The following is a 20,634-nucleotide window of genomic DNA, read 5'->3' as shown; positions in this document are numbered from 1 at the left end:
CCGGCGGAAGGGCGTGGTGCAGAGGAGGATCAGGCACCACGCAGTTGATCCGTCAGCCGAGACCGGCCTGCTTGAGCTGCCGGTTGATGCTGTCGGCGAGCTTGTCCAGCCCCTCGTCGACGCTGACCTCCTTCGCCACCATCTTCTGCAGCGAGGCGGCCCACTCGGTCGTCAGGTCGAAGAACAGCGGCTGCGCCGTGAAGTAGATCTTGGCGCCGGGCGCGGAGACGTCGTGCTGCTCGAGGTAGCCGGGATAGGATTTCGCGATGCGATCGCGGAACTCGCTGTCCTTCCACACCGAGGCGCGGACCGGATTGACGAAGTCCATCTTGCGCGCACCGAACAGGTCGTGCTCGACGGAGGCGGCCCACTGCATGAACAGCCACGCCGCGTCCTTCTGCTTGGAAAAGGTCGACATCGCGAGCGACCAGATCCAGACGTTCGGGGTTGGCGCCTTGGCGGCCGGATTGGCGGCAAACGGCGCGTAGCCGAGATGCCCCTTCTCCTTGTTGTCGCCGCCATTCATGAAGTAGCCGAGGATATCGGCATCGAAGATCATGCCGGAGGCGCCGGCGCCGACGTCGGTGCCAACCTGGTACCAGGTGTAGGTCGACCAGTTCTTCGGACCCGAGGTCTGGATCATCTTGACCCATTTGTCGTGGAAGTCCTTCGAGGCCTTGGTGTTCATCGCGGCCTTCAGCTTGCCGCCCTCCATCACAAAATCCTTCTGGCCGAAGTTCGAATAGGCCGACAGGAATCCAGGATGGATGCTCGCCCAGGAGCGTGAGCCGCGCACACCGACGCCGTAGGGCCCGCCGGCGTCCTTGGTGATCTTGGCCGCGACCTCCAGCATCTCGTCGAGGTTCTTCGGCGGCTTGACGCCGACCTTGTCGAAGATGTTGCGGTTGTAGGTGATGTTGTTGAGCTCATAGCCCCAGGGGATGCACCACTGCTTGGCCTTGCCCGAGCCGAGTTCGGAGCCGGCAACGCCATCCCACGCCGTGGAGGCGCGCAGGCCCGGCAGCACGTCGTCCCAGGCGAAGGCCGGGTTGGTCTTGGCGGGATCCTTGATGTAGCTATTGAGGTCCTCGATCCAGCCCGCCGGACCGTAGGTCCAGGTCATGTAGGCGCCGGTCATGAAGGCATCGTACTGGTCCGACTTCGACGACAGTGCCGCCGTCACCTTGTCGAAATAGACGTCCTCCGGGAAGATGTCGTAGGTGACATTCATGCCGGTCAGCGACTTGAACGCCTCGATGTCGCCGATCATCGCGTCGACGTAAGGGTGCTTGTTCAGCAGCAGCTTGACGCTCTTGCCGCTCTGAGCCTTCCAGTTGAAGTCCGCGGCCATCGCCTTCGACACCGAGGAGGCGAAGGTGGCGTTTGCAGCGATGCCCGCGATGCCGAGCTTGGCGGCGCCGTCGAGGAGATCGCGGCGGCTGATGCGTTTGGCAGCGTAGGAGTCGAACAGATTCTTCTCGCGATCGAACATGTATTTCCTCTCCTTGTTGACGCTTGTTATGTGTCCTTCCGGGTCTTGCTTCTTGCCTTGCCGGATGTGGTCTCCGGCTTGTCGGTGGCGAGCGCTTTTGCAGTCGCTTCGTCGATGATGAGGCCGTGCAGAACGCCGCTGCGCAGCACCCCGCGCAGCGCGGTCACCTTGGCCGGCCCGCCGCCGATGGCGACGATCCGGTGCTTCGTGAGATCGGGCATGCTCATGGAGGTGGCGCGGGCCGAGAGATCGGTGTCCAGCACGGTTCCGTCGGCGCTGAAGAAGTGTCCGAGCAGATCGGCGCAGGCGCCGACACGCTTCAGCTCGACGAGTTCGTCGGGCTTGATCATGCCGCTCGAGACCAGAAAGCCGTCGCGGCTGATCTGGCCGATGCCGACGAACAGCAGCGAGGCCTTGCGCGCCAGCGCGAACACGTCGGCAATGCCGAATTGCTGCATCAGCACGGCGCGGTCGGCGACCGAATTGGCGAACACCGGCACCGGCAACAGATAGGCTTCCGCGCCGGTGCGCTCGGCGAGCTTGTGAATCACGTCGAACGGATTGGCGGCAAATTTTCGCGTCAGCCCGCCGAGCAGCGACACGAATTGCGCGTCGCGCGCCGGCGTTTGCGGCATCTGCTCGACCACGGCGGCGAGCGTGCGGCCATGGCCGACGCCGATCACCTTGTCGTCGCCGCGCTCGAGGATCTGGCGTAGAAAGCTCGCGCCCTCCAGCGCCAGCGCCTTCAGCGGCAGATCGCCCTCACCGAGATCGGGGGCGACGCGGCAGAACGAGAGGCCAAAGCGCTGCGTGAGATCGTTCTCCAGCGCGACGCATTCGGCGACCGGTCCCTCGACGAAAACGCGAATCATGCCCTCGCGGCTGGCGCGCGCGATCAGGCGGTGCGCCTTGGTGCTCTGGATGTTGAGGCGGTCTGCGACCTCCGACTGCGTGAGCCCGGCCGCGAAATACAGCCACGCTGCCCGCGTCGCGAGCGACGCCTCGCCGTCGATCACCGGCAGCCTGTCGGGCGGTGTAGCCATGTCCGGAAAAGTCCGCTTGCAAATTTCTTCACGTCCTGCAAAAAATTGCAGAGGCCGGACGGGGCGTCAATCCCCCAAACGTGCTGCAGCGCAACCAATGTTGGAAGCGCGCGCACCAAACAGCGGTGAAGTCGCATGGGAGGTTTGTATCTCGGCATTGATGTCGGAACCGGAGGCGTCCGCGCCTGTGCAATCGATACTGAGGCCGGCATCCGCGGCTTCGCTTCAGTCGCGCTGCCCGTACCGCGCGTCGACGGCAACGCGATCGACCAGACACCGGAGCTCTGGTGGCAGGCCGCGGTGGCGGCAATCCGCAAGCTTGGCGAGACCGTCGGTCTCGGCGACATCACGCGCATCGTCGTCGACGGCACATCGGGCACGCTATTGCTGGTCGATGCGATCGGCCGCCCCTGCTCGCCGGGTCTGATGTACAATGACGCGCGCGCCACACGTGAGGCGATGCGCGTGGCGGCAATCGCACCGCTCGAAAGCGGCGCGCATGGCGCGAGCAGCGCGCTCGCCAAGCTGCTCTATCTCCTGACCCACGGCTATATCGGCGATGCGCGCCACGCCGTACACCAGGCGGACTGGATCGCAGGCCGGCTCGCCAGCTGTCATGGCATCAGCGACGAGAACAACGCGCTGAAGCTCGGTTACGACCCGGTCGCGCGCGCCTGGCCACCCTGGCTTGACCAGCTCGGCGCGCGCGACGATCTGCTTCCCGAGGTGCTGGTGCCGGGCACGCCATTCGCCGAGATGGATCCGCAGATCGCGCGGTCGCTGGGGCTGCCCCCCACAGCGCAGGTCGCGGCGGGCACCACCGATGGCGTTGCGGCCTTCATCGCGACGCGGGCCGACCAGCCGGGCGATGCCGTCACCTCGCTCGGCACCACGCTGGTGGTGAAGCAGCTTGCGACCCAGCCGATCTTCGCGGCCGACCAGGGCGTCTATTCGCACCGGCTCGGCGAGCGCTGGCTCGCCGGCGGTGCCTCGAACTCCGGCGGCGCCGCGCTTCTGGCGCATTTCACCGCCGACGAGATGGAACGGCTGACACCGCAGGTGACGCCCAACGAGCCGACCGGGCTCGACTACTATCCGCTCCCCAAGCCCGGCGAACGCTTTCCGATCGCCGATCCTGCGCTGGCCGCACGGATCACGCCGCGCCCGGCGGAAGATCATCGCTTCTTTCAGGGCCTGCTCGAGGGCATTGCCTCGGTGGAAGCCCTCGCCTATCGGCAGCTAGCGCGGCTCGGCGCACCGCGCCTGCGCCGCGTCATCGGGATCGGCGGCGGCGCGAAGAACGACGCATGGACCAGGATCAGGCACCGCATTCTTGGCGTTCCTGTCTCGGTCGCCGAGCAGACGGAAGCAAGCTACGGCGCCGCCCTGCTGGCGCTGAATGGCGGTCCGCCATGACGGCCGATGCGACCGCGATCGCCGGCCTTCACGCGGTCGTCGACCGCTTCGATCACGTGCTGCTCGACCAATGGGGCACGCTGCACGAGGGGCTGGCGGTGTTCCCTGCGGCGCTGGATTGCGTGGCAAGGCTGCGTGAGGCCGGCAAGCGCATCCTGATCCTCTCCAATTCCGGCAAACGCGCCAGCAGCAATCAGCGACGGCTCGCGGCGCTCGGCCTGCCGCCAGAGGCCTATGACGGCGTGTTGTCCTCGGGCGAGGTCACCTGGCGCGGTCTGCATGCGCGCGAGCAGCCTCCCTTTGCAGGACTTGGACGCGCCTGCTTCCTGATCTCGCGCGACGGAGACCACTCGATCGTCGAAGGCATCGATCTCGCGATGGCTTCGACTGTGTACGAGGCTGATTTCATCCTGCTCGGCGGGCTCGATGATGATACGGCCGAGCCCGAACGCTGGCGTGCGCTGCTGATGGCGGCTGCCGCGCGGCGACTGCCAATGCTGTGCGCCAATCCCGACCTCGTGATGTTCGGCGCCGCCGGGCTGATCCCGGCACCTGGCGCGCTTGCCGCATTCTACCAATCACTCGAGGGTACCGTGCTGTTCGTGGGCAAGCCGTATCCACCGATGTTTGCCGCCGCGCGCGACCAATTGGGACATCCACCGCCGGACCGGATCCTGGTTATCGGCGATTCGCTCGATCACGACATCGCCGGTGGACGTGCCGCCGGCATGCTGACCCTGTTGATCGGCTCCGGCGCCCACCGGGCGACGCTGGCGCAGGCAAGCAATCTGCCGCAAGCGATCAGGATCGCAGCCGGCACGGCGGCACGGATGCCGCACTGGACGATGGACCATCTGATCTGGTGAGAACAGCCCCGATGCGACAGCCTCAAATACTGAACGAATTGCGCCAGATGTCGGCTCGCGTCGGCAGCAATATCCTGCTGGTTCAGGGTGCCGGCGGCAATTCGTCGGTCAAGGATGGCGACGTGCTGTGGGTGAAGGCGTCGGGCACCTGGCTCGCCGATGCCGAGGACAGGGACATTTTCGTACCGGTCGCATTGTCGGCCGCGCGCACGGCGCTGGCGCAAGGCGACGAACGCGTCCCGCTCGCTCCGAACGCCGGGACGACGCTGCGCGCCTCGATCGAGACCTCGCTGCATGCGCTGATGCCGCACCAGGTCGTGCTGCACGTGCATTCGATCAACACCATCGCATGGGCGGTGCGAACCGACGCCCGCGACGAATTTGCCCGGCGACTGGACGGATTGGCCTGGCGTTACCTCGACTATCACCACCCGGGACTGCCGCTCGCACGCGCGGTCAGTGAGGCGATTGCACAGGATGCGGTCGACGTCCTGGTCCTCGGCAATCACGGCCTGGTGGTTGGCGCAGCCACCGGCAATGCGGCGGAGGCCATGGTGGCCGACGTCGAGAAGCGCCTCATGCTGGAGCCGCGCGGCGCGCCAACCGCGGATCACGATGCGCTCCGAACGATCTGCGCAGGCACAAACTATCGCCTGCCGCGGGATCCGCGCTGCCACAACATTGCCACCGACCGCTACAGCCGCGCGATCGCAACCAGCGGCTCGCTTTATCCTGATCACGTCGTCTTCCTTGGCCCGGGACTGCCGGTCCTGGAGCATCGCGAGAAGCTGAACGTCATGATCGCGCGGACCATTGCGGACGGGCTGCCGCCGCCGGTTGCCCTTCTCGTCCCCGACGTCGGCAGCCTGATCCGCGAGGACGCCAGCGACGGCGCGGAAGCCATGCTGAGCTGTCTTGCACTGGTCACCTGCCGCGTCCCCCTGACTGCACGCGTCAACTATCTAGCGGCAGAGAGTGAGCATGCGTTGCTGAATTGGGATGCCGAGCGATATCGCCAACAGCTGACTGCCGATCGCTGATCCGACCAGGACCGAACGATCAAGGCCCTCAATCTTCGAAGCGCCGATGTCCGCCTTACGTCGGAATGATCTTTCCCGACGATTTGTCGAACAGATGCACGCGCTCGAGATCTACTCCTACGTCGAAGGGCCGATCCGGCTCTGCGGTGGTACCGACCGGCACTTGCGCGGTGAATGGAAAGTCGCTGACCGCGCCAATCACCAGCGTGTGCGGCCCCAACGGCTCGACATCCTTCACGATCATGCGGATCGTGCTGCCGGCTGGAGCGCCCTGCGGGAGGACGTGGTCCGGCCGCACGCCAAGCACGACCGGCTTCCCGATGCTCCCCGCATAGGCAGCCTCGCGTGATTTCGGCAATCTCAGCGCTGCTCCCGACGGCGCGGTGAAGAGCAGCGCACCGTCGCGCGCGACGATCTCGCCATGGATGAAATTCATGCTGGGTGCGCCGATAAAGCCCGCCACAAAGAGATTGCTCGGCTGCTCGTACAGCGTGATCGGGTCGGCCGCCTGCTCGATCCGGCCGCGGTTCATCACGACGACACGATCGGCCATCGTCATGGCTTCGACCTGGTCATGCGTCACATAGACGATGGTCTTGGCGAGCCGGCGATGCAGCGCCTTGATCTCGGTCCGCATCTCGATACGGAGTTTGGCATCGAGATTCGACAGCGGCTCGTCGAACAGAAAGACATCGGGGCTGCGCACGATGGCGCGGCCGATCGCCACGCGCTGGCGTTGGCCGCCCGAGAGCTGCTTGGGACGCCGGTCAAGATACTGCTCGAGGTCGAGTACCCGCGCCACATCCTTGACCGCCTTCTCGATGCCGGCGCGTGGTTCGCCCCGCACCTTCATGCCATAGGTGATATTCTCGCCGACGGTCATATGCGGATAGAGCGCGTAGTTCTGAAACACCATGGCGCAATTGCGCAACCCCGGGCGCAACTGGGTGACGTCGCGGTTTCCGATGCGGATGGTGCCGCTGGTGACGGTCTCAAGTCCCGCGATCATCCGCAAGGTTGTCGTCTTGCCGCAGCCGGACGGACCGACAAGCACGACAAACTCCTTGTCGGCGACGTTGAGATCAAGCCCTTCGATGATCTTGTAGGGCCCGTATGCCTTGCTGACGTTCTCGATCTCGACGTGAGCCATAAAGTCCTGTTTCCGTCTCTTGCCGGAGATCATTGAGCCCCGGATGACGATCGCGCGTCATCCGGGACCATCTCAATGGCATGCTAGTTCTTGCTAGTTCCTGGGCGGCAGGCCCATCGCCGCGCGATAGGCGGCGAGCTGCTTGGCACGGCCGAACTCGTCGGTCAGCCGGTTCCATTCCTTCGCGATCGCGTCGAGCGCGGCCTTCGGCGTGGTCTGGCCTGCCAGCGCCTTGCCGAGTTCGATCTCCACGACCTCGGTGTAGGAGAAGTAGCCCGGCAGACGCATGTCGAGCGCGACATTCTTGGCGTTGATGGAGTCGGACTGCGCGCCGAGGTATTCCTTGGCCTCCTCAGGCGAGAAGATCTTGCTCCAGAGCTGGAGATTGGCGGTGTGCGACTTGCGATAGGGATTGACGCCGCTGCCGCCGGTGATCGCCGCCTGGCCGGACACGTCGGGGCTGGTCAGCGTCTTGACGAAGTCCCAGGCCGCCTGCTGGTTCTTGCCGGCCTTCGGCACCGCGATCTGCCAGCCGCCGAACGCCATGAACGGGCCCGGCACAACACTCGGGAACTTGTCCCAGGTCTTGGTCTTGGCGTTCCAGATCTCGTCCGAACCGGGCAGCATCGCCGAGCCGACCTTGCCCGAGATCTTCGATTGCTTGGGATCGGCGGCGATGACGCCGGTGTCGCCCCAGCCGATCGACTCGGCCACCTGACCGCCGGCCACCGCCGCGTTCACCTCGCCGAACGAGAAGTTCAGCGCGTTGGGCGGGCCGAGCTTGGAGGCGCGGATGTATTCCTCCAGTCCCTTCACCCAGCCCGGATTGTTGATCTGCGCATCCATCGTCTCGGGATCGAAGAACATCGCGCCCGGATAGTTCGGATTGTTGGTGTAAGCCGCAGCATGGCTGAAGAAGAACCAGAACTGCTGGCCACCGCGGCGGAATGCCTCCGCCGTTCCCCACAATCCCTTGTCCGGGCGCTGGAAGAACTCGGCGATGTCGAGATACTGTTTCCAGGTCTTTGGCGGCGCGAGGTCATAGCCGTATTTGGCCTTGAACGCCTCCTTCTCCTTGGGATCGCCGAACAGATCGGTGCGGTAGGTGTAGGTGTGGACGTCGCCGTCCATCGACTGCGAATATATCTTGCCTTCCCACACCATCAGGCGCTCGCGGTAGGCCGGCTCGATGTCATCCCAGTCCTTGCCGGACTGCATCTCCTTCGGCATCTCGCTGAGATAGGGCACGAAGTCCGGCAGCCAGGCCGGCGCGAAGCTGACGAGATCGAATGTCGCGTCCGATGCCGTGAGCGAGGTCGCGATCTTCGGATAGAGCTCCGACCACGGAAACTCGACGACGTTGACCTTGCCGCAGGTCTTCTTCGCCCATTCGTCGGCGCCGAGCTTGAGCGCGGACGCGATATAGGGGCCGGTCTGCGACGCCACCGTCAGGGTGACGCCGGTATAGTCCGGGCTGCAGGCAGCGCTCGCCTCGCCCACGCCGCAAACTGTCGCCAGCGAAGTGGCAAGCATCAGGAACGTTCGTCGCAACATTATTTTTGTCCTCCCTAGGTTTTCTTACTTGATAGCTCCGAGCAGCAGGCCCGACCGCATCATCCGGCTGAGCAAACCTGCCATGATCATCATCGGAACGATGGCGACGAGCGCCGCCGCCGAGATCGCCCACCATTCGTCGCCGCGCTGGCTATTCTGCCCCGCCACGAGGATCGGAAGCGTCTGCCATCGCGAATTGGTCAGGAACAGCGCGAACAGGAACTCGTTCCAGACAAAGGCCAGCGTGATCATGAACGTCGCGAGCAACCCGTTCATCGACATCGGCACCACGATGCCGATGAAGATGCGCCAGCTCGGCACGTTGTCGACCATCGCTGCTTCCTCAACCTCGATCGGAACAGCCTCGAAGAAGTCGCGCATCAGCCAGACCACGATCGGAAGCGAGAAGGCGACGTAACACAGCGTCAGGCCGATATAGCTGTCGATCAGCTGGAAGCCGAGCCGGCCGATCTCGCTGTAGAGCAGATAGAGCGCAAATGCGGTGACGATCGGCGGGAACATGCGCTGGCTGACGAACCAGAACAGAATGTCCTCGTTACCGAGAATCGGCCCAGGCAGCGGCAGGCGGTTGGCAATGATCGCAACGGCCAGCGCGATCGGGAATGCGAGCAGCAGCGCCTGCGGTCGGGTGAATCCAAAATTGTTGTTGAAGACGAGGTAACCGCCAAGTGCGAGCAGGAAGAAGGCAAGGCCTGCACCGAGCCGGACCCTGAATTCGAACCGCACCAGCGCATAGGCGGCCATCGCGCCGATCGCGGTGGCGATCGCGGCTGCCGAGAGGCCCACGATGGTCGAGTTCAGGAAGGTCCGGAAGAACTCGCCGCGGATGCCCTGATAGAGGTCGATGAAGGGCTGCAAGGTCGGCGTGAAGTCGATGAATGGCAGATAGGTCGGGCCGCCGACCACGCCGGGCGGTGTCTTGAACGCGGTCACGACCACCCAGTAGAGCGGAAACACGGTGATCAGGCACCAGGCGAGAACACCCGCGGCGACCAGCCGGCGGCTCCAAGGCGACAGTCCGGTCAGGCCCTGCCCGCTCATCGGCGCTTCTCCAGATGCGGCCGGAGCAGCGCCAGATAAGTGACGCCGATGATCGTGATGGCGATCAAGAACAGGAAGCTGAGTGCCGACGTGTAGCCGAGATTGAACTTCTTGAAGCCCTCCTGATAGGCGAACAGGGTCAGGGTCTCGGTATCGACGCCAGGTCCGCCGCCCGTCATCACGAACACGGTGTCCATGATCTTGTAGCTCTCGATCAGGCGAATGAAGACCACCGCCGCCGAGATCGGCAGCAGCATCGGAAAGGTGATGCCCCAAAACTGCTGCCAGGCGCTGGCGTTCTCGAGCTCGGCGGCCTCGTAGACGTCCTCCGGCAGCGTCTGCAGGCCGGCCAGCATCATCAGGATGATAAAGGGCGTCCACTGCCAGACCTCGACCGCGATGATGCAGGCCAGCGCCCAGTGTCCATTGGTGAGGAACGGCAAATTGACCAGGCCGAACTTGCCCAAGAGCTGATTGAGCGGTCCCATGGTCGGGTTGAAGATCATGCGCGCGACCAGTGCGACCGCGACCGGCGCGAGCAGCATCGGCAGCAGCAACGCGACGCGAAACAGCCGTTCGCCTGGCACGCGCGCATTGAGCGCGAGCGCCACGCCAAATCCGATTACATATTGCAGCCCGACGGCGATGAAGGCGATCAGCGTCGTGGTGAAGATCGCATTCCAGAACCGCGGCTCCTGCAGCAGCGTCGCATAATTACCGAGCCAAACCACCCGCGGCGGGATCGGCGGAATCAGGCGGTAGCTGAGGAAGCTGGTGGTCAGCGAATAGATCAGCGGAAAGATCGAGATCGCCAGCACGACGAGCACCGCCGGCCAGATGAAGACGTGCTTGATCGGATCATTCCGCATCATCGGAGGATCAGCCCTTCAGCAGCGCTTCGATCTCCGTACGCCGCGGCATCGCCGGCGCCGTCCCCGGTCGCGTCACCGAGATTCCCGCCGTGGCCGATCCGAAGCGCGCAGCCTCCAGCGGATCGACGCCATCCGCGAGCGCCGCCGCGAAGCCGCCGACGAAGGCGTCGCCCGCGCCGGTGGTCTCGACCACCTTGCCGGCTGCGAAGGGCGGCACGTGCAACGAGCGGTCCCGCGCATGGAACAGCGCGCCACGCTCGCCGAGCGTGATCAGCGCGGTCCCCGCCCCCTTGGCCAGCAGCGCGTCGCCAGCGCGGCGAGCGCCGTCGAGATCGCCCACCGCGATCCCGGTCAACGCTTCAGCCTCGGTCTCGTTGGGGACGACATAGTCGCACAGCGCAAACAGGCTGCTGTCGAACTTGATCGCCGGCGCCGGATTGAACACCGTGATGCTGCCGGCCGCGCGCGCAATCTCAAGCCCCCTGAACGCCGCGTCGACCGGCTGCTCGAGTTGCGTCACGAACACGCGGCTGTCGCGAATGGCACCCGCCACCGCGTCGATATCAGCCGGGCTGATACCGCCCGCAGCACCCGGCACCACGATGATCGCGTTATCGCCGCGCGTCTCGTGGACATAGATGAACGCCGCGCCGGTCGGCGCTTCCGCAGTCCTGGCCACACGCGGCCGGATTCCCTCGGCCTCCCAGGTCTTGATCGCAAGTTCGCCGAAAGCGTCGCTGCCGATCCTGGAGATGAAGGTCACGGCAGCGCCCGCACGCGCGGCCGCGACCGCCTGATTGGAGCCCTTGCCGCCGGGTCCCATCGCAAATCCTGACCCGGCGATCGTCTCGCCGATCGCCGGCATATTGCCCGCGCGGAACGCGAGATCGACGACGAACACGCCAAGGACGGCGACGCCATTCCTGCTCATGGTGATCATTCTCCGTCCGGCGCGATCACGCCCTTGCTGAACAGGAAGCAGCCATAGAAGCGGCGCTCGCCGGTCGCGATCACGCAATAGGCGGACTTGGCTTTCTCGTAGAAGGCATGGCGCTCGACGCCGACCAGCGGCCAGGACCGCCCTTCTGCGCGATCGATCGCGGTCTGCACCTCGCGCTGCACCGGCGGCACCTCCTGCGGCTGGCCGACGATCTCCATCCGGGTGGCTGCATCGTCGACAAAGGTATCAAGCGGCATGACGGAGAGAATAGCCTCGATCGCCCTCGCGGTGCTGACATTGTCGATACGCAGCAGCCGGCCGAATACCGTCTGGCGCGCGATGGAATCGGCCGGAAAGTTGGTATCGCAAACGACCAGACGGTCGCCATGCCCCATCGCGCGCAATGCATGGAGCACATCGGCATTGAGCAGTGGATCGATGCCCTTCAGCATGTTGCCTTCCCTCCTTGATCCTCGAAATCGTCCGAACGCTGACGGTCCGGATCGCTGTTGTCGTTACAGTGATCTGGTGACTCTAGTCACCATAGGGGATCCAGATGTTCTTCACCTGCACGGCGTGGCGCAGCAGGATCGGGCCTTCACACGCAGCCTTGTCGTACCAATTGAGCAACAGACCGTGATCGACCAGCGTGCGCTTGAGATTGCCGACCGACAGCCGTTCCACCGCCGCCGAAGCCTCCTGCGATCCGAACGCCCAGAGCGCGTCGACATCGTCGTGCTCGGCGAGGACCTTCACGAGACCGTCGCGATCACCCGTGACGATATTGACGACGCCCGCCGGTACGTCCGACGTCTCCAGGACCTGGTAGAAATCGGTCGCGGCGAGCGGATGCCGCTCGCTCGGCACGACGACGACGCGATTGCCCAATGCGATCAACGGCGCCACCAAACTGATGAAACCGAGCAGCGGTGCCTCGTCCGGACAGGCCACGCCAACAACTCCGATCGGCTCATGCATCGCGAGCGCCACGCCGCGCAATGGCGGCGCGTGGACAGTTCCTTCGAATTTGTCGGCCCAGGCGCCATAGCTGAACAGCCGCTCGATGCTCGTGTTGACCTCGGTACGCGCCTTGGCGGCCGATATGCCCGTCATGTCGGCGATGCGCCTGGCGAATTCGTCGCTGCGCGCGGAGAGATTCTCGGCAAGGTAATAGAGGATCTGGGCGCGATTATGCGCGGTCGCCCTCGCCCAGGCTTCGGCGGCGCGCGCCGCAGCCACGGCATTGCGGATGTCCTTGCGGTTGCCCTCGCCGGCCTCGCCGAGATGCCTGCCCTTCGGCGAAAGCACCGCACGCGAATAATTGCCGTCGGGACGCACCTGCTTGCCGCCGACGAACAGTTTTGCCGTGCGGTCGATCGCCGGCACGCCAAACCCGCCACCATCGGCGGCAGGCGCCGGCGGCGGCAACGCCTTCGCGCGCGCCTTGCGCCCGCTCCATGCCTTCGGCTTCAGATATTCGTACATGCCTTCACGGCCGCCCTCGCGGCCAAAGCCTGACTCGCGGTAACCGCCAAAGCCGACGCTGGCATCGAACAAATTGGTCGCGTTGATCCAGACCACGCCGGCCAAAAGCTTCGGCGCGATATCCAGCGCCAGCCCGATCGTCTCGCTCCATACGCTTGCGGCAAGCCCGTAGCGCGTGTTGTTGGCGAGCATCACCGCCTCGTCGGGCGTGCGGAATGTCATCGCCACCAGCACCGGCCCAAAAATCTCCTCGATCGCCACCGTCGAAGCGGGATGCACATTCCAGAGCAGGGTCGGCGGATAGAAGCAGCCCTCCGCCGGCAGCGCGCCCGGCGCTTGATATTTCTCGGCGCCCTCCTTCACCCCGGTCTCGACCAGCGACCTGATCCGTTCGAGCTGCACGGGCGCGACCACCGCCCCCATGTCGATCGACTTGTCGAGCGGCGGGCCGACGCGAAGCGTCTCCATGCGCCGGATCAGCCGTCGGCGAAACGTCTCTGCGATACCTTCCTGCAGCAAGAGCCGCGAACCGGCGCAGCAGACCTGCCCCTGGTTGAACCAGATCGCATCGACCACCCCCTCGACCGCGCCGTCGATGTCGGCGTCATCGAAGACGATGAAGGGCGATTTGCCACCGAGCTCGAGCGTCAGCGACTTCCCGGTGCCTGCGGTGGATTGGCGGATCAGCCGGCCGACCTCGGTCGATCCTGTGAATGCGATCTTGTCAACACCCGGATTTTCGACAAGCAACGCACCCGTCGCGCCATCACCGGTCACGACGTTCAGCACGCCCGGTGACAGACCGGCCGCAGCCGCAAGCTCGGCGAACAGTAGGGCCGTGAGCGACGTAAATTCCGCGGGCTTGAGCACCACCGTATTGCCTGCGGCCAGCGCAGGCGCGATCTTCCACGCCAGCATCAGCAGCGGGAAATTCCAGGGAATGATCTGCCCGATCACACCGATCGGCACCTGATCGGCGAACTCGCGCTCCTGCAGCTGGGCCCAGCCGGCGTGATACAGGAAATGGCGCGCGGCAAGCGGCACGTCGAGATCGCGGGTTTCCCGGATCGGCTTGCCGTTGTCGATCGCCTCCAGCACCGCGAACAACCGCGCGTGACGCTGCAGCATGCGCGCCAGTGCATAGAGATGGCGGGCGCGGCCGTGGCCGCCGAGCTTGGCCCAAAGTGGTTGCGCTGACCGCGCGGCGCCGACCGCAGCCTCGACATCGGCAGAAGCACCCTGCGCGATCTTCGCCAATGTCTTGCCGGTGGCCGGCTCGATCGTCGTCAGATGCTTGCCGGATTGAGGCGCGACAAATTTGCCGCCGATGTAATGTCCGAAAGTCGCGTCGTGGCGCTTCAGCCAGGCGCGCGCCTCGCCGTCGGCCTCGGGCGCGGGACCATAGTCCATGGTCTCGTAGTATTGTGCGACGCTCATGCTCAGCCCACGGGATGACGGTTGAAGGCCGAGTAGCGGCCGGTGACGTGATGCTCGAGCTGGCGCTCGATGTCGGCGAGCAGGCTGGAGGCTCCGATGCGGAACAGATCCGGCTCGAGCCAGTCGCGGCCCAATTCCTCCTTCATCAGGAATTGATAGTTGAGCACGTCCTTGGCGGTCGAGATTCCCCCGGCCGGCTTGAAGCCGATCCTGTAGCCGGTGCGCTCCTGGTAAAGGCGGATCATCCGCAGCATTGCGAGCGTCACGGGCAGCGTCGCATTGACGCCTTCCTTGCCGGTGGAGGTCTTGATGAAGTCCGCGCCGGCCATCATGCAAACCATCGAAGCCTTGGCGACGTTGCGCAATGTCTTGAGGTCGCCGGTGGCCAGGATCGTCTTCAGATGCGCCTCGCCGCACGCCGCGCGAAAATCCCTGACCTCCGTATAAAGCGCACGCCAATCGCCGGTCAGCACATGCTCGCGGGTGATGACGATGTCGATCTCCTGCGCGCCGTCGCGGACCGACGCCTCGATTTCCTTGAGCTTAATGTCGTGCGGCACAAGGCCAGCCGGAAATCCGGTCGACACCGCGGCGACAGGGATGCCGGATCCGTCGAGCGCCTCGACCGCCGTGGCGACGAAACGGTGATAGACGCAGATCGCGCCGGCGTGCAGATCGCGCCCGGCAAAGCCGAGCGCCTCGAGCAGGTCGCTGCGGACCGGCGCCTTCGCCTTGGCACAGAGTCGCTTCACCCGCTCCGACGTGTCGTCGCCATTGAGCGTCGTCAGATCGATGCAGGTGATCGCCTTGAGCAGCCAAGCGGCCTGCGCGTCCTTCTTGACAGTACGCCGACCCGGCAAGCTCGCCACGCGCCGCTCGGCGGCAGACAGATTGATCCTGGTCTCGTCGACCCAATCCATCTCGAGCGGACGGCCGCTGTTGCGCGCGACCGGATGGAGATCGCCGTCGCCCTGCGCACCGGGCTGTACCGGCACGGCGGAAGGATTTGGAATGCGCACGCTCTGCACCATCGCAACGCCGGCGGTTCTAGCGAATCGAGCAGATCGGCAGATAGACTGAATGTGTCCATTGCAACATGGGATCCTCCCAGACCTTGCCCGCCGGAGCCGCAGCCCGCCGATGCATGACATCGTCAGACCGCGGATTGGCCGCCAGCCCTTGATGTTATTATTGTAACATATTGTCGTTGCTAAACTCACATCATTGTAAGATCATTGTCAACCGGATAAGCAAGCTCGGTGAGCAAAATGGCTGAAACACCGAACGCACGACCCAGCGAGACACGCGTTCAGCGCCTGCAGCGGCTGCGCCGCGCTGTCGAAAGCAGCGGCGCGCTGCACTTGAAGGATGCCGCGGAGCTGCTCAAGGTGTCCGAGATGACGGTGCGGCGCGACCTCGCCGGACCGGAGGCTGCGCTCGCCCTGCTCGGCGGCTACGTCGTGAACGCGGCATCTCCGACCGGCATCAAGTACACGTTCGAGCAGGAGATCGATCAGCACACCCAGGACAAGCTGCTCGCCTGCCGGTCGGCGGCGGCATCGATCAAGGAAGGCGACACGATCTTCATCGACTGCGGCACCACGATGCAGTCGCTGGCAGACTGCCTGCCCGAGGATATGCCGCTCTCGGTGATCTGCTATTCGATGAACGTGGCGACGATCGTCACGCGGCGACCGGCCACGCAGGTGATGCTGATGGGCGGCCTCTATCACCCGTCATCGCAGTCGTTCTCGTCCGACGACGGGCTGTCCTATCTGCGGCGGCTCGGGATCAACAAGGCCTTCATCTCCGCCGGAGGCTTGCACTGGACCCGCGGCTCGAGCTGCTCCAATTTTCACGAGGTCGCGATCAAGCAGGCTGCGATCGCCACTGCGATGGAAAGCATTCTGGTCGTCGATGCCAGCAAGCTCGGCAGTCTCAAGCCCGCCTTCTTCTCGGACGTCAGCGCGTTTTCGCGGATCATCGTCGGCGGCTCGGTGCCGTCAGACATGCGCAAGCACTTCCGCAGCCTTCCTGTCGAGTATGTGACGAGCGCAACCTGATCCGAACGGGGGCTGGCTCGCCCGGATCAGGCTGGTCGGCGATGCGTGGCCTCGCAAAACCGCGCATCGCGGGTCAAGGCTCAGTTGCAGGCAGGCTTGGCCTTGTTGCAGGCATCCATCAGTTCGGGCGGCGGCTCCTTCTTGAACACCGTCTTGTAGGATTCCAGCACGTTCGACTGCGTCACCGGCAGCGACTGCACGCCGATCCAGCCGGGCGTTTCCTTGCCGAGCAGCGCATTCATCATCGCCAGTGCCTCTGCGACGCCCTGATCATAGGGACGCTGCGAGCCGGTCGCCTTCAACGGACCGCCCTTGGCGATCTCGATCGCCGATTGCAGGCCGAGGTCAACGGTCGTGACCGGGATGTTGATGCTCTGAGCGCGCATCGAACTCAGCGTATCCAGCGCCGGCTGATCCCAGACCGCGAACAGGCCCTTGATATCAGGGTTGCCGGTAAGGAAGTCGCCGGCGATCTGCGAGACCTTCGGCGGGTCGGTGAAATCGACCTGCTTCATCTTGATGTCCGGCCGGTTCGCCTTCATCCACTCGCGCACGCCCTTGGTGCGCTCGTTGGTGCTGAAATAGTCGACGCCGAAATTGACGAGGCCGATGGTGCCGCCCTGCGCAACGCAGGACGCAAGGATTTGCGCTGCGATCAACCCGTTCCCCTGGCTGTCTGCCGAGACCATCGCGGCGTATTCCTCGGGGTGCTTGAGGCCGGTCGGGATGCTGTCCATCAACACCAGCTTGATGCCGGCCTTGGCGATCTTTTTGTAGGTCGGCGCGGTGGCGGTGAAATCGACCGGGATCGAGATGATGCCGTCCGGATGCTGCTGGATCGTATTCTCGATATCGGCGATCTGCTTGTCGACCTGATATTCGGCGGAGGCAACGCCCGTCACCGTCACGCCGTATTTCTTCAGCGTGTCGGTGATGCCCTGAATCTGGAGCTGCGACCAGTCCAGGTTGACGGTCTGCATGGAGATGCCGACCTTGAAATGCTTCTCCTTGATCTTGGCAGCATCCGCGTCCGACAGTGCGAGCACTTCGGGCGAAGCGGCCTTCTCGCCATGCGGTCCCTGGCCGACGATCGATTTCGGTCCGAGCGTTGCGAGGTCGACCCCCTTGACGCAGGTTGCGGGGACTTCGGCGCGGGCCGAGGGAGCGATCGAGATGGCCGTCGCAGCAATCAGCATGGTCAGCGGCACACTTTGTCGCAAGATTGGCTTCATTGTTTCCTCCCATTTTGGTCGCCGATTGACCGAGGGCCGGCGACCTTGCCCCTACCGTGCAGCGCGAAGATTCCGTGCCTCATGCGCCGCGTTTCGACTTCGACTAGCGTTTGGTGAAGGCCACCGCGGCCACGATGATTGCGCCCTTGATCACGAGCTGCATCGGCGAACTGACGCCAAGCAGCACGAGACCATTGTTGAGCGTGCCGATGATCAGGCTGCCGAACAGCGTCCCCAGGATGTAGCCGCGCCCGCCGAACAGGCTGCAGCCACCGAGGATGACGGCTGCGATGACGTCGAGCTCCATGCCTTGCACGACATCGGGCCGCGCGGCATGCGAACGAGCAGACAGCACCAGCGCTGCGAGGCCGGCCAGCGTGCCGGTGAGAACAAAGGCCGCCGTCGTCACCCATTTGGTGTTGATGCCGGAATACAATGCCGCGGTCGGGTTGCCGCCGACCGCGTAGATCCTCCGCCCGAACACGTTGTAGTGCAGCAGCAGGATGCCGACGATCATCGCCGCCAGCGTCCAGGCAATCGGCACGGGGATGCCGAGAAAAGACCCTTCGCCGAAGATCGCAAAATAGGTCTCGTTGGTGATGATGACCGGCTTGGTGTTGGTGACCATCATCGCCAGTCCGCGCGCCATGCTCAGGGTGCCAAGTGTCACCAGGAAGGACGGGATCTGAAGCTGCGTGGTCAGGATGCCGTTGAGCAACCCGACCAGCGCACCGGTGCCGAGCCCGGCGGCGGCGCCGACGATCCAGCTGTTGTTGATCTGGCTCATCGCCAGCGCAGCCGCCATCCCCGACAGGGCCAGCGTCGATGCCACCGATAGATCGATCTGGCGCGCGATGATGATGAAGGTCATGCCGACCGCGATGATCGACACCAGCGTCGTCTGCCGTCCGATATTCAGGAAATTCTCGACCGACAGGAACCAGGGCGATGACAGGCTGAACACGACCAGCAGGATCACGAAGGCGATGTAGAGCATGTAGGGCCGTTCGCCGCGCAACAAATTCTGCAGCAGCTTGCGGCGGCGGTCGGATCTGGTCGGCGATGCGACGACGTTGGGGGCAGTCAGTTCGGTCATGCGGGCAACTCGTGCAATGCGGCTTTGTCAAGAACGCCTTGGCCGGACGCCTGGTACAGTTGAAGCAAATGGTGGAGCTCTTCGGCGTCGTCGATCTCGCCGCGCACAAGCGTGCGGGCCACGCTGCCGTCAACGATCACCGAGATGCGGTCGCAGAGCTCGATCAATTCGACCAGGTCGGACGACACGACCAGCACACCGGTGCCGTCGCGAGCGGCGTGCCGGATCACGCCATAAATCTCCTCGCGCGCGCCGACGTCGACGCCGACTGTGGGTTCGTCCAGCAGCAAAACGCGCGGCCTCGGATCATTCCACTTGCCGAACACCACCTTCTGCTGATTGCCGCCGGAGAGCGTCCTGACCAGGCTCGACGCGCCCGGCGCCTTCACAGCTAGCCTGCCGATCGCGGTCTCCGCGCGCCTGGCGGCCGCGGCCTGCTGCATCCAGCCCCAGCGCGAAAAGTAAGGAAGCCGCGACAGCGTGACGTTGCGCTCGATCGAATGGTCGAGCACCAGGCCCTGGACGTGACGATCCTCCGGCACCAGGGCTATTCCCCGGTCGATCGCATCCGCCGGGTTCTTTGGCAGCCAGTCGCGGCCGTCGATCTGCAACGAGCCATGCTCGACGGGACGTAGCCCAAAGATCGTCTCGAGAATCTCGGTACGCCCGCTGCCGATCAACCCGGCCAGCCCGTGGATCTCGCCTTTCAGGGCCGACAGGTCGACAGCGCGCATCCGGTCGTTGGAGACATTCGACAGCGACAGAACCGGAGCCGCTTCGAAGGCGCGGGCAGCTTGCGGCTCGGCCCTCGTCGTCACCGGCAACGCCCGATCGATGCCGACGATCGCATTGACCAGCCGCTTCATGTCGGTATCGGCGGTGACGAAAGTGCCGGCATTGGCTCCGTCGCGCAACACGGTCACGCGCTGCGAAATCTCGAAGACTTCATTCAGCCGGTGCGTCACATAGATCACGCCGACGCCGCGGCGCGTCACCTTGCCGATTGCCTCGAACAGGATGCGGACCTCGTCCGATGTCAGCGAGGACGTCGGCTCATCGAGAATCAGCAACCGCACCTCGCCCATCAGCGCCTTCGCGATCTCCGTCATCTGGCGATAGGCAAACGGCAGCGAGCCGACGGTGGCCTTGATATCGAGGGGGATGCCGAGCTGCGTCAGAAACGCCTCGGCCTGTGCCATCAATTCGCGCTTCCTGACGAAGCCGAAACGGGTGCGTGGTTCACGACCGAGCAGCAGATTGTCGGCTACGCTCAAGGACTCAACAAGGCTGAGGTCCTGATAGACGACGGCGATCCCCGCCTCGCGCGACTTTGCCGGACTGTCGAATGCCACCCGCCGGCCCGCAATCTCGATTGAGCCATTGTCGAAGGCATGAACACCGCTGAGAATCTTGATCAGCGTGGATTTTCCGGCGCCGTTCTCGCCCAGCAGCGCATGCACCTCGCCGGCCCGCACCTCGAGGCTGACGTCGCGCAGCGCGCGCACGCCGCCAAAGCGCTTGTTGATGCCGTTGACCAGCACAAGCGGCGGCGTCGGTTGTGCTGCAACCGAACCAGACGGCTCCACCTTCTCCTCCCACTCCGCCCATCGCTGCTACGATGGTGACATCGTGTTATTTTCCGAACTATTTATGTTATAATTCTACCATCCGGGTCGATTGTCAACGGATGGCTTCGCGGTTGGACGGGGGTTTTCAGCTCCGCAACGCGTGCCCCAGCTCCTCGGAGACCCGACGGGTGCCACCTCTTCTTGCGTCAAACCTAAGCAGGCCGGACCGAACCGCGTGCGGTTTCCGGAGCGTGCGGCCGCACACTGACATGACAAATACATCACTTCCGTGATCGACCGGTCGCGACCACAAGGGGT

The 20,634-nt window shown here is 64.4% G+C and carries 17 protein-coding genes; 4 read left to right on the top strand and 13 right to left on the bottom strand.

The genetic code is table 11. The features are described from left to right. Window positions 1-52: 52 nt before the first annotated feature. Window positions 53-1,492: an extracellular solute-binding protein gene (locus K359_RS0105355; protein ID WP_029078417.1), complete on the bottom strand. Its 1,440-nt coding sequence runs from the start codon at window positions 1,490-1,492 to the stop codon at window positions 53-55. 26 nt (window positions 1,493-1,518) lie between these two features. Further along, window positions 1,519-2,535 (bottom strand): sugar-binding transcriptional regulator, encoded by a 1,017-nt coding sequence (locus K359_RS0105350; protein ID WP_029078416.1) that lies wholly within the window; start codon window positions 2,533-2,535, stop codon window positions 1,519-1,521. 135 nt (window positions 2,536-2,670) lie between these two features. Here K359_RS0105350 and K359_RS0105345 point away from each other — a divergent pair, with 135 nt between their 5' ends. Genes K359_RS0105345 through K359_RS0105335 form a run of 3 tightly spaced genes read left to right on the top strand, consistent with a single transcriptional unit; the run spans window position 2,671 to window position 5,857 of the window. Continuing rightward, complete coding sequence (locus tag K359_RS0105345) at window positions 2,671-3,951, top strand: FGGY-family carbohydrate kinase (protein ID WP_029078415.1); 1,281 nt, start codon at window positions 2,671-2,673, stop codon at window positions 3,949-3,951. Then, window positions 3,948-4,817: a TIGR01459 family HAD-type hydrolase gene (locus K359_RS0105340; RefSeq protein WP_029078414.1), complete on the top strand. Its 870-nt coding sequence runs from the start codon at window positions 3,948-3,950 to the stop codon at window positions 4,815-4,817. Before K359_RS0105345 ends, K359_RS0105340 begins: the two co-directional genes overlap by 4 nt. A gap of 11 nt (window positions 4,818-4,828) precedes the next feature. After that, the gene (locus K359_RS0105335; protein ID WP_029078413.1) at window positions 4,829-5,857 is read left to right on the top strand and encodes a class II aldolase/adducin family protein; all 1,029 of its coding nucleotides are present in this window, start codon (window positions 4,829-4,831) and stop codon (window positions 5,855-5,857) included. Between the two features lie 55 nt (window positions 5,858-5,912). Here K359_RS0105335 and K359_RS0105330 read toward each other — a convergent pair whose 3' ends face one another. From K359_RS0105330 to deoC, 8 genes are all read right to left on the bottom strand, one after another. Then, entirely contained in the window at window positions 5,913-7,007 is a 1,095-nt protein-coding gene (locus K359_RS0105330) for an ABC transporter ATP-binding protein (protein ID WP_029078412.1), read from the bottom strand. Between the two features lie 93 nt (window positions 7,008-7,100). Beyond that, complete coding sequence (locus K359_RS0105325) at window positions 7,101-8,561, bottom strand: extracellular solute-binding protein (RefSeq protein WP_029078411.1); 1,461 nt, start codon at window positions 8,559-8,561, stop codon at window positions 7,101-7,103. Window positions 8,562-8,585: 24 nt separating this feature from the next. Beyond that, the gene (locus K359_RS0105320) at window positions 8,586-9,623 is read right to left on the bottom strand and encodes a carbohydrate ABC transporter permease (RefSeq protein ID WP_029078410.1); all 1,038 of its coding nucleotides are present in this window, start codon (window positions 9,621-9,623) and stop codon (window positions 8,586-8,588) included. Further along, on the bottom strand, window positions 9,620-10,495 hold the full coding sequence (locus tag K359_RS0105315) for a carbohydrate ABC transporter permease (protein ID WP_029078409.1): 876 nt from the start codon (window positions 10,493-10,495) through the stop codon (window positions 9,620-9,622). The genes K359_RS0105320 and K359_RS0105315 overlap by 4 nt, the downstream gene beginning before the upstream one ends. A 7-nt stretch (window positions 10,496-10,502) precedes the next feature. Continuing rightward, complete coding sequence (rbsK, locus tag K359_RS0105310; RefSeq protein ID WP_029078408.1) at window positions 10,503-11,426, bottom strand: ribokinase; 924 nt, start codon at window positions 11,424-11,426, stop codon at window positions 10,503-10,505. Window positions 11,427-11,431: 5 nt separating this feature from the next. Then, a complete protein-coding gene (locus tag K359_RS0105305) occupies window positions 11,432-11,887 on the bottom strand; it encodes an RbsD/FucU family protein (RefSeq protein ID WP_029078407.1) in 456 nt (151 codons plus the stop codon). 82 nt (window positions 11,888-11,969) lie between these two features. Next, window positions 11,970-14,357 (bottom strand): aldehyde dehydrogenase family protein, encoded by a 2,388-nt coding sequence (locus K359_RS0105300; RefSeq protein WP_029078406.1) that lies wholly within the window; start codon window positions 14,355-14,357, stop codon window positions 11,970-11,972. Window positions 14,358-14,359: 2 nt separating this feature from the next. Then, window positions 14,360-15,277 (bottom strand): deoxyribose-phosphate aldolase, encoded by a 918-nt coding sequence (deoC, locus tag K359_RS0105295; RefSeq protein ID WP_245284534.1) that lies wholly within the window; start codon window positions 15,275-15,277, stop codon window positions 14,360-14,362. Between the two features lie 348 nt (window positions 15,278-15,625). On the opposite strand from deoC, the gene K359_RS0105290 reads away from it, so the two are divergent. Further along, window positions 15,626-16,420 carry a DeoR/GlpR family DNA-binding transcription regulator gene (locus K359_RS0105290; RefSeq protein ID WP_029078404.1) on the top strand — a complete coding sequence of 265 codons (795 nt, stop codon included), beginning with the start codon at window positions 15,626-15,628 and terminating at the stop codon, window positions 16,418-16,420. Window positions 16,421-16,500: 80 nt separating this feature from the next. On the opposite strand, the gene K359_RS0105285 is transcribed toward K359_RS0105290, so the two are convergent. The 3 genes from K359_RS0105285 to K359_RS51190 all read right to left on the bottom strand — a co-directional run bounded on the left by K359_RS0105285 (window position 16,501) and on the right by K359_RS51190 (window position 20,334). Then, the gene (locus K359_RS0105285; RefSeq protein WP_029078403.1) at window positions 16,501-17,652 is read right to left on the bottom strand and encodes a substrate-binding domain-containing protein; all 1,152 of its coding nucleotides are present in this window, start codon (window positions 17,650-17,652) and stop codon (window positions 16,501-16,503) included. Between the two features lie 103 nt (window positions 17,653-17,755). Next, window positions 17,756-18,748 (bottom strand): ABC transporter permease, encoded by a 993-nt coding sequence (locus K359_RS0105280; RefSeq protein WP_029078402.1) that lies wholly within the window; start codon window positions 18,746-18,748, stop codon window positions 17,756-17,758. Next, window positions 18,745-20,334: a sugar ABC transporter ATP-binding protein gene (locus tag K359_RS51190; RefSeq protein ID WP_051346011.1), complete on the bottom strand. Its 1,590-nt coding sequence runs from the start codon at window positions 20,332-20,334 to the stop codon at window positions 18,745-18,747. Before K359_RS51190 ends, K359_RS0105280 begins: the two co-directional genes overlap by 4 nt. Between the last annotated feature and the right edge of the window lie 300 nt (window positions 20,335-20,634).

The organism is Bradyrhizobium sp. th-b2 (genome assembly GCF_000426785.1).
In the GTDB taxonomy this organism is placed as follows: domain Bacteria; phylum Pseudomonadota; class Alphaproteobacteria; order Rhizobiales; family Xanthobacteraceae; genus Bradyrhizobium; species Bradyrhizobium septentrionale.
This window is presented reverse-complemented; position numbering and strand designations above follow the sequence as displayed.

Bases quoted from the DNA above. Each gene is read 5' to 3' on its own strand.
- K359_RS0105355 (WP_029078417.1), bottom strand. From the start codon at position 1,492: ATGTTCGATCGCGAGAAGAATCTGTTCGACTCCTACGCTGCCAAACGC.
- K359_RS0105350 (WP_029078416.1), bottom strand. From the start codon at position 2,535: ATGGCTACACCGCCCGACAGGCTGCCGGTGATCGACGGCGAGGCGTCG.
- K359_RS0105345 (WP_029078415.1), top strand. From the start codon at position 2,671: ATGGGAGGTTTGTATCTCGGCATTGATGTCGGAACCGGAGGCGTCCGC.
- K359_RS0105340 (WP_029078414.1), top strand. From the start codon at position 3,948: ATGACGGCCGATGCGACCGCGATCGCCGGCCTTCACGCGGTCGTCGAC.
- K359_RS0105335 (WP_029078413.1), top strand. From the start codon at position 4,829: ATGCGACAGCCTCAAATACTGAACGAATTGCGCCAGATGTCGGCTCGC.
- K359_RS0105330 (WP_029078412.1), bottom strand. From the start codon at position 7,007: ATGGCTCACGTCGAGATCGAGAACGTCAGCAAGGCATACGGGCCCTAC.
- K359_RS0105325 (WP_029078411.1), bottom strand. From the start codon at position 8,561: ATGTTGCGACGAACGTTCCTGATGCTTGCCACTTCGCTGGCGACAGTT.
- K359_RS0105320 (WP_029078410.1), bottom strand. From the start codon at position 9,623: ATGAGCGGGCAGGGCCTGACCGGACTGTCGCCTTGGAGCCGCCGGCTG.
- K359_RS0105315 (WP_029078409.1), bottom strand. From the start codon at position 10,495: ATGATGCGGAATGATCCGATCAAGCACGTCTTCATCTGGCCGGCGGTG.
- rbsK (WP_029078408.1), bottom strand. From the start codon at position 11,426: ATGAGCAGGAATGGCGTCGCCGTCCTTGGCGTGTTCGTCGTCGATCTC.
- K359_RS0105305 (WP_029078407.1), bottom strand. From the start codon at position 11,887: ATGCTGAAGGGCATCGATCCACTGCTCAATGCCGATGTGCTCCATGCA.
- K359_RS0105300 (WP_029078406.1), bottom strand. From the start codon at position 14,357: ATGAGCGTCGCACAATACTACGAGACCATGGACTATGGTCCCGCGCCC.
- deoC (WP_245284534.1), bottom strand. From the start codon at position 15,277: ATGGATTGGGTCGACGAGACCAGGATCAATCTGTCTGCCGCCGAGCGG.
- K359_RS0105290 (WP_029078404.1), top strand. From the start codon at position 15,626: ATGGCTGAAACACCGAACGCACGACCCAGCGAGACACGCGTTCAGCGC.
- K359_RS0105285 (WP_029078403.1), bottom strand. From the start codon at position 17,652: ATGAAGCCAATCTTGCGACAAAGTGTGCCGCTGACCATGCTGATTGCT.
- K359_RS0105280 (WP_029078402.1), bottom strand. From the start codon at position 18,748: ATGACCGAACTGACTGCCCCCAACGTCGTCGCATCGCCGACCAGATCC.